Source organism: Pseudomonas sp. 20-5, assembly GCF_056782835.1.
Genome location: NZ_CM165584.1, coordinates 3,455,537 through 3,468,586 on the forward strand (window position 1 = coordinate 3,455,537; position 13,050 = coordinate 3,468,586).

Here is a 13,050-nt window from a genome sequence, read left to right on the forward strand (position 1 = left end):
CGGTTACGCCGCATGGGGCTTGCTGCGCGACCAGATCAGGTCGTGCGTGCCGCCCTCGCCTTCGATCAGGCGGGCGTAGACCGTGGCCGGGAGCGAAGGATCGTCGAGGGTCGGCCCTGTGTTGTACGAGGTCGCTTGGTGCGAAACTGTAACGGCGCCAAAGGCTATTTGGCCGTTCCGTGTTTAGAGAGTCCCGGAAGCATCATAGCCGCCTAGTCAGTGATCATGGTTCGTCTAACCAGGACAGATCTCAGTCACACCTTAAGCCGTGGCCGACTTGCATACGGTAGGACACGGCCACATCCACATCATCGTCCAACACATCCTTAAGGATGTCATAGTTGGGCGTATCTGGTGTGACGGTTCGCCAGCGTGCTCCTGAGTGCAGGCCCCCGATAGTTAGTGACAGAAGTATCCTTTGGTGAGTGACAGCTTCTGGCCGTATACAGCCCTTCCCTCCCTAAGCCATAGCCCTTCCCCATACCTGAACGGCACACCTATTGCCACCCGCAAAACCACAACCTCCCCCGCTGCTAACCGCAATAGTCGCGGCTTGAGTGCTGCGGATTTGGTTTTTGAAATGTGGTGTTGGCGGCCCTCACCCCAACCCTCTCCCGCACGCGGGAGAGGGGGCCGGGCGTGCCTTATGGGTCGAGCGCCTCGCTCGGGCGCAGCCTGGAGCGATGTCTACCTCCCCTAGCCCCGGGCATCTGGCATCTGGCATCTGGCATCTGGCATCTGGCATCTGGCATCTAGAATTCGGCCCCCAGCCCAGGCAACCAGAAGCACCGGAAACGCGCCCTGAATGATTTCAGATTCGCGCCGAAACCTTCGAAAGCCGTTTCCTCGCACCCGAAAGCCGCCGAGGCTGCCCTGCGGCTTTCGCTGCGCAACGGCTATCCGCCTACTTGCACCGGTCGCTCAGCCTGACCAGCGATGCGCCGTACACCGCGTCGTCCTCGGAGGCGAAGATCGCCTCGCCTTCGACGGTGGCCCCCGGCTTGAGGGTCTCGGCGGTGAGTTCCTCGTCCACGGTATCCAGCCTGAAGGACTGGCCGGCGGCGGACTGCGCCACCAGGCAGCTGTTCTTCAGGCTGATCTCGCTCTTCGCCGCATTCACCAGGCGGACCTTGAAGGCCTGGGTGCGGAAGTGCTTGTCGCCGACGGATACGCTGCCCTTGTCGCCCTGGCGGGCGAAGACCATCACTGCGTCCGGCGCGGCGGCGAAGCCGAGGGAAGGAGCGGCCAGCAGGCCGGCCAGGGTCAGGGCCATTGCGTTCTTCATACTGATTTCCTTTGGCAAAGACTGAACGACCCAGTGATTTTCCGTGGGTCTTTTCGCCGCGATCAAGCGCAGTGCCAAGGAATGCGGGGCGCCTCGTGTTCTGCAAGTCGGAGGGTTTCCAGCGGAACTTTTCCCGCAACCGTGCTTCCAGGCGAAAACCGCTCGCTACGCGGAGCGCCGGTCTTCGGCCCCACACGATCCTCGCGCCCGCCAGGCTGCCCTCGAACGCTTGCAACCACAGGCCGGACGCTCGGTCCAGGCGATGGCCCAATGGGCGCCGGACAGGTCCGCTTCGGCGTGGCCGCGATGCAACAAGTGCGCCTGGACCGGCATCGCGGTAGCGCTCGGCGAGGGCGCCACCGAGGCTGTCGGCGGCATGTCGTGTTCGACTCCGTTGCGGGTGGCGAGCGGGGCCTGCGATCTTCCCTTGGGGGAGAGTCCAGCCCGGCGACCCGGCAGGTGGCCGCCAAGCCGCTTGCGCAGGCTGCCGGGCTCAGCCGAGCAACTTGTCGACGGTCAGCGGGAAGTCGCGCAGGCGGCGGCCGGTGGCGTGGTACACGGCATTCGCCACTGCGGCGGCGACGCCGACGATGCCTATTTCGCCGACGCCCTTGGAGCCCAGTTCGTTAACGATATCGTCGGGTTCGTCGACGAAGATCACCTCGATATCGCCAATATCGGCGTTAACCGGGATGTGGTACTCGGCGAGGTTGTGGTTCATGCAGCGGCCCAGCGCATGGTCGACCTGGGTTTCCTCCTGCAAGGCCATGCCCAGGCCCCAGACCACCCCGCCGAGTATCTGGCTGCGAGCGGTCTTCGGGTTGATCACCCGCCCCGCCGCGACCGCGCTGACCACCCGGCTCACACGCAGGGTACCGAGGGCTTCGTCGATCCGCACCTCGACGAATACCGCCGAATGGGTCGCGGTGGCGTAGCCTTTGCGCCGCGCCGAGGGTTCAGCTTCCACCTCCACCTGCAACGCGTCTTCCGGCAGCCCTTGCAGCAGGTCGGCCAGGGCGTATCGCGTATCGCCCGCTTCCAGATGGCCACGGCATATGCGGAAGCGTTCTTCGGCGGTGCCGGCCAGCTCCGGATGGCGGGCCCTGGCATGGGCGACCAGGGCCTGGCGCAGGCGCAGGCAGGCCAGGCGGACGGCGGAACCGACCGACGAGACGGTGAACGAGCCGCCCTGCAATGGAGCCTTGGGCAACGCACTGTCGCCAAGCTGGAAGCGCACCTCTTCCGGCGCCATGCCAGCGGCGTCGGCGGCGATCTGGGTCATCACCGTGTAGGTGCCGGTGCCGATATCCGTGGTCGCGCTGGCCACCCGCAGCAGGCCGTCCGCCTCCAGCCGCGCCCTCGCGCTGGCCTTGCTCTGCATGGCCTCCCAGACGCCGCCGGCCATGCCCCAGCCGAGCAACTGGCGCCCTTCGCTCATGCTCCGTGGCCGTGGGTCGCGGGCCTGCCAACCGAAGCGCCGGGCGCCCTCCTCGTAGCAGGCCAGCAGCGCCTTGCTGGAGTACGGCTTGTCCTCGTTGCCGTTGCGCTCGGCGAAGTTGAACCGGCGCAGCGCGATGGGGTCCATGCCGAGCCGCACCGCCAGTTCGTCCATCGCGCATTCCAGCCCGATCAGCCCCAGCGCCGCGCCGGGGGCGCGCATGTCCAGCGGGGTATAGACGTCCAGCGGCACCAGACGGTAGGCCAGGGAAAGGTTCTCGCAGCGATAGAGCATGCCGCTCCACTCCACCACGTGCTCGGTGAAGTCTTCGAAGCGCGAGGTCTGCGCTGTCGCCTGGTGGCCCAGCGCAAGCAGGCGCCCCTCGGCATCGGCGCCCAGTTGCAGGCGCTGCAGGGTGCGCGGCCGGTAGCCGAAGGTGAACATCTGCTGGCGGGTCAGCACTACGCGCACCGACCGCCGCAGTTGCAGCGCCGCCATCACCGCCAGGGCCAACTGGTATTGCGGACGCAGGCCGGAGCCGAAGGCGCCGCCGACGTAGGCGGCACAGACCCTTACCTTGTCGGCGGGCAGGCGGAAGACCTTTTGCAGGTAGGCCTGGCTGTTCTGCGTCCCCTGGGTCTTGTCGTGCACCAGCAGGCTGCCGTCGGGCTGGACGATGACCGTGGACGCGTGCGGTTCCATGGGATTGTGGTGCTCGATCGGCGTGCTGTAGCTGGCCTCGACCCGAATCGGCGCGGCGCGGTAGGCGGTGTAGAAATCGCCGCGCTCGGCGGGCAGTTGGGCGGGAGCCTCATGGGCCTGGTCGAGGGCGGCCAGCAGGTCGGTCTGGTGCGGCTCGGGCTCGATATCGATGCGCAGCAGCGAGCCCGCGTAGCGGGCCAGTTCCAGGCTCCGTGCCAGGACCAGGGCAAGGGGCTGGCCGCTGTACAGGACGCGGTCGTCGAACAGCGGGCGGAAGGGTTCGCCTTCGGCGGCATCAGCGTCCTTGTAGGGCTCGTCGTCGCCCGCCATCGGCGGCCGGTTCAGGTGATGCAGTACCGCGACCACCCCGGGTACCGCCAGGGCCGCCGCACAGTCGATGCCGCGCACCCGGCCGCGGGCGACGTCGCTGCTGACCACGCTGCCGTGGAGCAGGTCGGCGGCAGGATATTCGGCGGCGTAGCGAGCCTGGCCGGTGACCTTGGCTGGCCCGTCGACGCGATCCAGGGCTTGCCCGGTGCTGTGTGGCAGGCTGCTCATTGGCCGATCCCTCCCGAGTGGGCTTCTTCCAGTGCGCGAACGATGGCGTTGCGCGCCAATCCGATCTTGAAGGCGTTGTGGGCCAGCGGCCTGGCGTCACGCAGCAGCGCTTCGGCGAAGCGGACATAGCTGTCCCGGTTCGCCGGGTGGCCCCTGAAACGTTCCTCCAGCTCTGCCACGCGCCATGGCTTGTGGGCCACGCCGCCGAGCGCCAGGCGCAGTTCGCCAATGCGCTCGCCGTCCGGTTCCAGGGCCGCCGCCACCGAGACCAGGGCGAAGGCGTAGGAGGCCCGGTCGCGCACCTTCAGGTAGTGGCAATGCCGGGCGAAGCGCGGCGCTGGCAGCTCGATGGCGGTGACCAGTTCGTCGACGGCCAGGCAGTTGTCGCGCTCGGGCGTGTCCGCCGGCAGGCGATGGAAGTCGGCGAAAGCGACCCGCCGCTCGCCAGCGCGGCCGCGCACCAGTACCTGAGCCTCCAGCGCCGCCAGCGCCACGCACAGGTCGGATGGATGTACCGCCACGCAGTGTTCGCTGGCGCCGAGGATCGCATGGTTGCGGTTCAGCCCGCTGCGCGCGGGGCATCCACTGCCCGGCTCGCGCTTGTTGCATGGCGTGCCGGTGTCGTAGAAATACTGGCAGCGGGTACGCTGCAACAGGTTGCCGCCGGTGCTGGCCATGTTGCGCAACTGCGGCGAGGCGCCGGCGAGGATCGCCTGGGCTAGCAAGGGATAGTCCGCCTCCACGGCGGGATTCCAGGCCAGTTCGGCGTTGCTGACCAGGGCTCCGACCAGCAGGCCGCCGGTGGGCGTCCGGCGGATGTCGCGCAGCGGGAGGCCGGTGATGTCGATGAGTCGCCGGGGCCTGGCAACGTTTTCCTTCATCAGGTCGAGCAGGTTGGTGCCACCGGCGATGTAGCGCGACTCCGGGCCGGCGAGGCCCAGCGCCTGCTCGATGTCGGCCGGCTTGGCATAGGCGAAGGGCGTCATGCGCGCTGCCCTCCCTGCCCGTCGCGATCGAGCAGCGGCAAGGCGTCTTCCACGGCGTCGAGGATATTGCCGTAGGCGCCGCAGCGGCACAGGTTGCCGCTCATGCCCTCGCGGATCTCCGCCCGCGAGCGCGCCCGCCCCTCGCTCGCCAGGCCAAGGGCCGAACAGATCTGTCCGGGCGTGCAGTAGCCGCACTGGAAGGCATCATGGCGGATGAACGCCTGTTGCAGGGGATGCAGGCGATCACCCTCGGCCAGACCTTCGATGGTAGTCAGTGCATCGCCGTCGCACATCACCGCCAGCGTCAGGCAGGCGTTGATCCGGCGACCGTTGCGCAACACCGTGCAAGCGCCGCATTGGCCGTGGTCGCAGCCCTTCTTGCTGCCCACCAGGTCGAGCCGCTCGCGCAGCAGGTCGAGCAGCGTCAGCCACGGGGGTACTCTCAGCTCTCGGCGCTGGCCATTGATCAGCAGGCTGATCGGCAGGTCCGCCGGCTCCGGATTGGTCATGGTACAAGCCTCACGGTCGGTGCATCGGCGCGGCGGATGCCGCTTTTTCAGGTCCGACCGAACGGCTCGAAGATATGTTCAAAGTAAATGACGGCCATGGCCATGCCACAAAGGCGGGCGGATGCTCGACGCCTGCGCCGCTATCGGCCGCCGGAGCCCTGCGCCGAAGTCACTTGAACAGGCTCGACACCACCCGCGCCACGTGCTCGGCGCCCTTGCTGATCTCCTGCATGATGCCGGCCACGGTGGTGATCTGGTTGTTGTTCTCCTGGGCGCTGGACTCGATGGTCTGCATGTTGTGGTTGATCTGCTGGGTCAGCTTGACGTTCTCGGTGACCACGTTCTTGATCTCCACCGTGGCGCCGCTGGTGCGCGCCGCCAGTTGCCGCACCTCGTCGGCGACCACCGCGAAGCCGCGCCCCATGTCGCCGGCGCGAGCCGCCTCGATGGCGGCGTTGAGGGCCAGCAGGTTGGTCTGTTCGGCGACGCTCTGGATGGTGGTGACGATGTTCTCGATGTCCTTGGTCTGGTGGGTGAGCTGGGAAATCAGGCCGACGGCGATGTTGACCATCGACAGGGTCTTGGCCGACAGGGCGACGGACTGGTCGAGGGAGTCGATGCCGCGGGTGGAAATCTGCGCGGTCTCTTCCGCGGTGGAGAACGACAGCTCGGCGGCGCGCCGTACCTCCTCGTTGCGATTGACCTGCTCGGTAACGTCGATGGCGAACTTGATGACCTTGATTATCCGCCCCGAACTGTCCTTGACCGGGTTGTAGGTGGCTTCGATATGTACCCGCTCGCCGGCGGCGCTGCGGCGCTCGAAATGCCCGCGGGAGAATTCGCCGTGCCGCAGCCGAGCCCAGAAATCCGGGTTCTCCCGATAGAACTCGTCGAAGCAGAGCATGCGGTGGTGCTGGCCCTTGAGCGACTTGAGGCTGTAGCCGAAGAGACGCAGGAAGTTCTCGTTGGCATCGAGTATCTCGCCGTCCGGGGTGAACTCGATGACCGCCATGGACTGGCGTATGGCGTCGTTGATCGCGTTGAGCAGGAGCAGTTCGGAATGGTTGCGGGTCACGTCGGCGGCGATCTTCAGCACCTCGACGACCGCCCCTTCGGCATTCTTCACCGGGAAATAGGTGGCCTCCAGCCAGACCGGCGTACCATCGCGCCGCAGGCGCTTGAACACGCCGCGCTGGGGCGTGCCGCTGGCCAGTTCCTTCCAGAAGCGCACGTAGGCGGCGGAGGCCTGGAAGTCCTCTTCGCAGAAGATCCGATGGTGCTTCCCGACCAGCTCGTCCGCCGAGTAGCCGACCACCGCGAGGAACAGCGGGTTGGCGGACAGTATCTGGCCATCGGGAGTGAAACGGATGGTGGCGACGTTCTGCCCGATGGCCTCGAGTCGCCACGCCAGGTCTTCATCCTTGGCGGCGCTTTCCACCGCCCTGCTTTTTCTGCCGAAGAGCATCGCGCACGACTCCTTGATGGCACCTGTCCATCGCGAGGGAGTGGAGAACCGGAGATAGCCGTCCTACCGCTAAACGCCAGTGTAGATCGGGCTCCGGTAACTTTCCTCGGTGCCCGCATCGCCGTCCGTCCCCTAGCGGGCGGGGCCCAGCGGGGCGCGCGATGCCAGGATCGCCAGGCCGGCCAGCCCGACTACCGAGACGCTCTGGTTGAGGCAGGCATTGGTACGCCCAGACAATCGCCCCGCGCCCGCGCATCAGCCAGGCTGCGAGCCATGCCAGCGCCGGTCCGCGCTATGATCGCTGCGCCCAGACTGACCGCGCTCCGACCTCGCGCTGTCGTATCCCGAAACCCACTTCCAGGAGGAAGCACATGGCAACCGATCTCTACGCGCTGGCCGAACAGGTCGAGGACGAAGCGGGCTACCTGCGCTTCCTCGCCGCGCTGGCGGCGGACTGGGAGGAAGACCGCCGCCTTGCCGCCGCCAACCCGCCGAAGCCGTTCGGCCCCAGCCCGCTGGGTTGGGAGAACGGCAGCATCGGTGGCTTCCTCGATGCCGCCGCGACCTGGGGCGAGGACTCCCGCGACGGCCTGCCGGGCTATTCCAGGCCGGAGAATGCCTGGCGGCGCGCGGCGCAGCTGATGCTGGCGGGCAAGTTCTATGAATGACTTCAAGTCTGCCCTGGCGCCCTTCCCGCCCGGCTACCCGAGGGTCTTGCCGGGCAACCGGCGGCAGGTGCCGATATTGCATCGCGACGCGGACTTCCTCCTGCGCGCGCTGCAACCCGACGATTTCGTCCGGACCAGCCGCTACGAGAACGCCAACCGCGAGCACCTGGCGCCATGGGAGCCGCTGCGCGACCCGGGGTATTTTTCCGTGGACAACGCCCGCGCCCGCACCCTGCTACAGGTGGCGAGCATGGACGAAGGCGAGGCGCTTCTCCTGCTGTTGCTCGATCCCGACGACGGCGAGGTGCTGGGGCGCTGCAGCTACACCAATATCGTCCGCGGGGTATTCCAGGCCTGCCACCTGGGCTTTTCCCTGGCCGCTGCGGCGCAGGGCCGCGGCCTGATGGCACGAGCCCTGCGGGTAGCCAACCGGTATTGCTTCGAGCAGCTCGGCCTGCACCGGATCATGGCCAGCCACCTGCCGCGCAACGCACGCAGCGAGCGCCTGCTGGAAAGCCTCGGCTTCGAGAAGGAAGGCTACGCCCGCGCCTACCTGAAGATCGCCGGGGTCTGGGAAGACCATGTGCTACGGGCGCTGGTGGACGCTCCGCGCTGAACCGACGTGCAAATGCGGAACGGGACGCCAGGCGTCCCGTTCCGCTCACCAGGCCCGCCGGTCAACCGCGGGCGAGGTCGCCACGCAGTTCGCGGGCGGCGGCGACCATGTTCACCAGCGCTGCCTCGGTTTCCGGCCAGGCGCGGGTCTTCAGGCCGCAGTCCGGGTTGACCCAGAGCCGCTCGGCGGGTATCCGCCGGGCCGCCTTGCGCAGCAGCGCGACGATCTCTTCCCGGCTCGGCACGCGCGGCGAATGGATGTCGTAGACGCCCGGACCGATCTCGTTCGGGTAGTCGAACTGCTCGAAAGCCTCCAGCAGCTCCATGTCCGAACGCGAGGTCTCGATGGTGATCACGTCGGCGTCCATGGCGGCGATGGACTCGATCACATCGTTGAACTCGCTGTAGCACATGTGCGTATGGATCTGGGTTTCGTCGCGGACTCCGGAGGCGCACAGGCGGAAGGCCTCGGTGGCCCACTCCAGATAGTGCGGCCAGGCGTTGCGGCGCAGCGGCAGGCCTTCGCGGAAAGCCGCCTCGTCGATCTGCACGATCCTGATGCCGGCGGCCTCCAGGTCGACCACTTCGTCGCGGATCGCCAGGGCCAACTGGCGCGCCTGCACCTCGCGAGACACGTCCTCGCGCGGGAAGGACCACATCAGCATGGTCACCGGGCCGGTCAGCATGCCCTTCATCACCTTGTCGGTAAGGCTCTGGGCGTACCTGATCCACTCCACGGTCATGGCCCGCGGACGGCTCAGGTCGCCATAGATCACCGCCGGCTTCACGCAGCGCGAGCCGTAGCTCTGCACCCAGCCGAAGCGGGTGAAGACGTAGCCGTCCAGTTGCTCGGCGAAGTACTCGACCATGTCGTTGCGCTCGGCCTCGCCGTGCACCAGCACGTCCAGCCCCAGTTGCTCCTGGATCTGCACCGCATGGCGGATCTCGCTGTGCATCGCCTCGATGTACTCAGCCTCGCTCAGCTTGCCCTGCTTGAACGACTGGCGGGCCAGGCGGATCGACGAGGTCTGCGGGAAGGAGCCGATGGTGGTGGTCGGGAACGCCGGCAGGTCGAGTCCGGCGCGCTGCCTGGCGATGCGTTCGGCGAACGGCGAGCGGCGCTGGGCGTCGCTGGCCTTGATCGCGGCCAGGCGCGCCTGCACGGCCGGCTTGTGGATTCGCGGCGAAGAAGCGCGGCTGGCCTGGACCGCACGGCTCTCTTCCAGGGCGGCAAGCACCTCGGCGGCTTCCGGCTCAGTGGCGGCACGGGCCAGCACCGCGACTTCGCGGCACTTCTGCACGGCAAAGGCCAGCCAGCTCTTCAGCTCGGCGTCCAGCCCGTCTTCGCGTTCCAGGTCCACCGGGCTGTGCAGCAGCGAGCAGGACGGCGCGACCCACAGCCGCTCGCCCAGGCGCTCCCGGGCATGGCGCACCACCTCCAGGGCTTTCTCCAGGTCGCAGCGCCAGACGTTGCGCCCGTTGACCAGGCCCAGCGAGACGACCTTGTAGGCCGGCAGGCGGTCGAGGATGCTCGGATACTGTTCCGGCGCTCGCACCAGGTCGATGTGCAGGCCGTCCACCGGGAGGTTGGCGGCCAGGCCCAGGTTGTCTTCCAGGCCGCCGAAGTAGGTGGCGACCAGCTTCTTCAGCGGTTCGCCCTGTAGCAGGTTGTAGGCGCGCTCGAAGGCGTTCTTCCATGCCTGCGGCAGGTCGAGGACCAGGATCGGCTCGTCGATCTGCACCCACTCCACGCCCTGGCCGGCGAGACGACGCAAGATCTGGCCGTAGAGCGGCAGCAGGCGGTCCAGCAGGTCGAGCCTGTCGAACTCGGCGCCCTTGGCCTTGCCCAGCCACAGGTAGGTCAGCGGACCGATCAGCACCGGCTTCACCTGGTGGCCGAGGGCCCTGGCCTCGTCGACCTCCTCGAACAGTTGTTCCCAGCTCAGCTGGAACTGCTGATCGGCGCTGAACTCGGGGACCAGGTAGTGATAGTTGGTGTCGAACCACTTGGTCATTTCCTGAGCATGGGCACCGCCGCAACAACTGTCGTCGCTGACGCCACGGGCCATGCCGAACAGGGTATGCAGGGTCGGCCCGGCCTCGCCGTGCGCCCGGAAGCGCTCGGGGATCACGCCGAAGGTCAGCGAATGGGTCAGCACCTGGTCATACCAGGCGAAATCGCCGACCGGCAGCAACTGGATGCCGGCATCCTTCTGTACCTGCCAGTGGGCAGCGCGCAGCTGCCGACCGACGGCCCGCAGGCCGGCCTCGTCCAGCTCACCCTTCCAGAACGCTTCCTGGGCTTTTTTCAGTTCGCGATCGCGTCCGATGCGTGGGAAGCCGAGAGTGTGGGCCAGGGCCATGGGTGTTCCTCCAGTCGAAAGGTCGATGGAGGGATTCTCGTGAGGCTCATGCCATGAGACAAACTCAATTTCTTCGTGATGAAATCAAGTTTCCCTCATGATCATCCTCGCGCCCTGACCTCGGCGCCCTCCTCACTTGCGCTTGCGGATCGCCATGCGCCGAGGCTTGAGACCGCCAGCCGCGGCAGCGCCGGCCTCGCCGTCGACCACGGGCTGCATCCTGGCTCGCGCCGCGTGCAGCTTCTTGTAGCTGTCGATCAGCCGCAGGTGCCGGTCGAGCCCTTCCAGCTTCATGCTGGTCGGCGTCAGGCCGAAGAAGCGCACGCTGCCGTCCACCGAGCCCAGCGCGGCGTCCATCCGCGCGTCGCCGAACATGCGGCGGAAATTGGCCTCGTAGTCGGCGATCTCCAGCTCGTCGTCGAGGACGACCTCCAGCACCACGTTCAGCGCCTGGTAGAACAGGCCGCGCTCGACGCTGTTGTCGTTGTACTGGAGGAACGCCTCCACGCCTTCCTTGGCGTCTTCGAAGCGCTTCAGGGCGAGGCCGATGAGCACTTTCAGCTCGAGGATGGTCAGTTGGCCCCAGACCGTGTTGTCGTCGAACTCGACGCCGATCAGCGTGGTGATGTCGGTGTAGTCGTCCACCTCGCAGTCTTCCAGGCGCTCCAGCAACGCCCCGAGCGCAGCATCGTCGAGGCGGTGCAGGTTGAGGATGTCCTCGCGGAACGCCAGGGCCTTGTTGGTGTTGTCCCAGATCAGGTCTTCCACCGGATAGATTTCCGAGTAGCCCGGCACCAGGATCCGGCAGGCCGTAGCGCCGAGGTGCTCGTACACCGCCATGTAGACCTGCTTGCCCATGGCTTCGAGGATGCCGAACAGGGTCGCGGCTTCCTCGGCGTTGGCAGCCTCGCCCTGCCGGGTGAAGTCCCACTCGACGAACGGGAAATCGGCCTTGGCGCTGAAGAAGCGCCAGGACACCACGCCGCTGGAGTCGATGAAATGCTCGACGAAGTTGTTCGGCTCGGTCAGCGCATGGCTTTCGAAGGTCGGCTGGGGCAGGTCGTTCAGGCCTTCGAAGCTGCGCCCCTGGAGCAGTTCGGTCAGGCTGCGCTCCAGGGCCACCTCGAAGCTCGGGTGGGCGCCGAAGGAAGCGAACACGCCACCGGTGCGCGGATTCATCAGGGTCACGCACATCACCGGGAATTCGCCGCCCAGCGAGGCGTCCTTGACCAGTACCGGGAAGCCCTGCTCTTCCAGGCCGCGGAGCCCGGCGAGGATGCCCGGGTACTTGGCCAGCACCTCCGGCGGCACGTCCGGCAGCGCCAGTTCGCCTTCGAGGATTTGCCGCTTGACCGCGCGCTCGAAGATCTCCGACAGGCACTGCACCTGCGCCTCGGCCAGGGTATTGCCGGCGCTCATGCCGTTGCTGAGGTAGAGGTTCTCGATCAGGTTGGAGGGGAAATACACCACCTGGCCGTCGGACTGGCGCACGAAGGGCAAGGCGCAGATACCGCGCTGCACGTTGCCCGAGTTGGTGTCGTACAGGTGCGAGCCGCGCAGCTCGCCGTCGGGGTCGTAGATCGCCAGGCAATGGCCGTCGAGCAGTCCCAGCGGCAGCGCATCGTCGCGGCCGGGCTTGAACCAGCGTTCGTCCGGGTAATGGACGAACGCCGCATTGGCGATCTCTTCTCCCCAGTACTGGTCGTTGTAGAAGAAGTTGCAGTTCAGCCGCTCGATGAATTCGCCCAGCGCCGAGGCCAGCGCGCTTTCCTTGCTCGCGCCCTTGCCGTTGGTGAAGCACATCGGCGACTGCGCATCGCGGATGTGCAGCGACCAGACGTTGGGCACGATGTTGCGCCAGGAGGCGATCTCGATCTTCATGCCGAGGCCGGCGAGGATGGCCGACAGGTTGGCGATGGTCTGCTCCAGCGGCAGGTCCTTGCCCGGGATGCGCGTGCAGCCGGCGGCATCGGTGCCGGGCATCAGCAGCGCCTGGGCGTCGGCATCGAGGTTGTCGACCTCCTCGATGACGAACTCGGGTCCGGTCTGCACCACCTTCTTCACCGTGCAACGGTCGATGGAGCGGAGGATGCCCTGGCGGTCCTTCTCCGAGATGTCGGCCGGCAGTTCCACCTGGATCTTGAAGATCTGCCGGTAGCGGTTCTCCGGGTCGACGATGTTGTTCTGCGACAGGCGTATGTTGTCGGTGGGGATGTTGCGCGTCTGGCAGTACAGCTTGACGAAGTAGGCGGCACACAGCGCCGACGACGCCAGGAAGTAGTCGAACGGCCCCGGCGCGGAGCCGTCGCCCTTGTAGCGGATCGGCTGGTCGGCGATCACCGTGAAATCATCGAACCTGGCTTCCAGTCGAAGGTTATCGAGAAAATTGACCTTTACTTCCACGGCGAGCACCAAGAGAAACGGAAACCGGCCATTATCCGGGAACTCCGGGCAAAAGTCC

9 protein-coding genes and 2 pseudogenes are annotated in these 13,050 nt (G+C 66.7%); 2 read left to right on the plus strand and 9 right to left on the minus strand.

Annotation, left to right across the window (positions count from 1 at the left end; genetic code table 11):
* Positions 1 to 3: 3 nt before the first annotated feature.
* The 7 genes and pseudogenes from AC1RB9_RS15825 to AC1RB9_RS15855 all read right to left on the minus strand — a co-directional run.
* Complete coding sequence (locus tag AC1RB9_RS15825) at positions 4 to 168, minus strand: DUF736 family protein (RefSeq protein ID WP_071535722.1); 165 nt, start codon at positions 166 to 168, stop codon at positions 4 to 6.
* 736 nt (positions 169 to 904) lie between these two features.
* A complete protein-coding gene (locus tag AC1RB9_RS15830) occupies positions 905 to 1,285 on the minus strand; it encodes a DUF4354 family protein (protein WP_003111130.1) in 381 nt (126 codons plus the stop codon).
* Between the two features lie 493 nt (positions 1,286 to 1,778).
* A complete protein-coding gene (locus tag AC1RB9_RS15835; RefSeq protein ID WP_003450244.1) occupies positions 1,779 to 3,983 on the minus strand; it encodes a xanthine dehydrogenase family protein molybdopterin-binding subunit in 2,205 nt (734 codons plus the stop codon).
* A complete protein-coding gene (locus AC1RB9_RS15840) occupies positions 3,980 to 4,969 on the minus strand; it encodes an FAD binding domain-containing protein (protein ID WP_003102358.1) in 990 nt (329 codons plus the stop codon). The genes AC1RB9_RS15835 and AC1RB9_RS15840 overlap by 4 nt, the downstream gene beginning before the upstream one ends.
* On the minus strand, positions 4,966 to 5,478 hold the full coding sequence (locus AC1RB9_RS15845) for a (2Fe-2S)-binding protein (protein ID WP_003088271.1): 513 nt from the start codon (positions 5,476 to 5,478) through the stop codon (positions 4,966 to 4,968). Before AC1RB9_RS15845 ends, AC1RB9_RS15840 begins: the two co-directional genes overlap by 4 nt.
* A 169-nt stretch (positions 5,479 to 5,647) precedes the next feature.
* Positions 5,648 to 5,989: pseudogene (locus AC1RB9_RS15850) on the minus strand (methyl-accepting chemotaxis protein); the annotation flags it as partial.
* 186 nt (positions 5,990 to 6,175) lie between these two features.
* Positions 6,176 to 6,943, minus strand: a pseudogene (locus AC1RB9_RS15855) (PAS domain-containing protein); the annotation flags it as partial.
* Positions 6,944 to 7,314: 371 nt separating this feature from the next.
* On the opposite strand from AC1RB9_RS15855, the gene AC1RB9_RS15860 reads away from it, so the two are divergent.
* Together AC1RB9_RS15860 and AC1RB9_RS15865 are read left to right on the plus strand one after the other, a co-directional pair.
* A complete protein-coding gene (locus AC1RB9_RS15860; RefSeq protein ID WP_003088248.1) occupies positions 7,315 to 7,611 on the plus strand; it encodes a DUF7660 family protein in 297 nt (98 codons plus the stop codon).
* A 46-nt stretch (positions 7,612 to 7,657) separates the two neighbouring features.
* Positions 7,658 to 8,227, plus strand: coding sequence for a GNAT family N-acetyltransferase (locus AC1RB9_RS15865; protein ID WP_003119171.1), 570 nt, complete (start codon positions 7,658 to 7,660; stop codon positions 8,225 to 8,227).
* A 61-nt stretch (positions 8,228 to 8,288) separates the two neighbouring features.
* Here the strand turns inward: AC1RB9_RS15865 and metE are convergent, their stop codons facing one another.
* Both metE and AC1RB9_RS15875 read right to left on the minus strand, forming a co-directional pair.
* The gene (gene metE / locus AC1RB9_RS15870) at positions 8,289 to 10,589 is read right to left on the minus strand and encodes a 5-methyltetrahydropteroyltriglutamate--homocysteine S-methyltransferase (RefSeq protein WP_003102365.1); all 2,301 of its coding nucleotides are present in this window, start codon (positions 10,587 to 10,589) and stop codon (positions 8,289 to 8,291) included.
* A 132-nt stretch (positions 10,590 to 10,721) separates the two neighbouring features.
* The gene (locus tag AC1RB9_RS15875; RefSeq protein WP_031632880.1) at positions 10,722 to 12,992 is read right to left on the minus strand and encodes an OsmC domain/YcaO domain-containing protein; all 2,271 of its coding nucleotides are present in this window, start codon (positions 12,990 to 12,992) and stop codon (positions 10,722 to 10,724) included.
* Positions 12,993 to 13,050 lie beyond the last annotated feature (58 nt).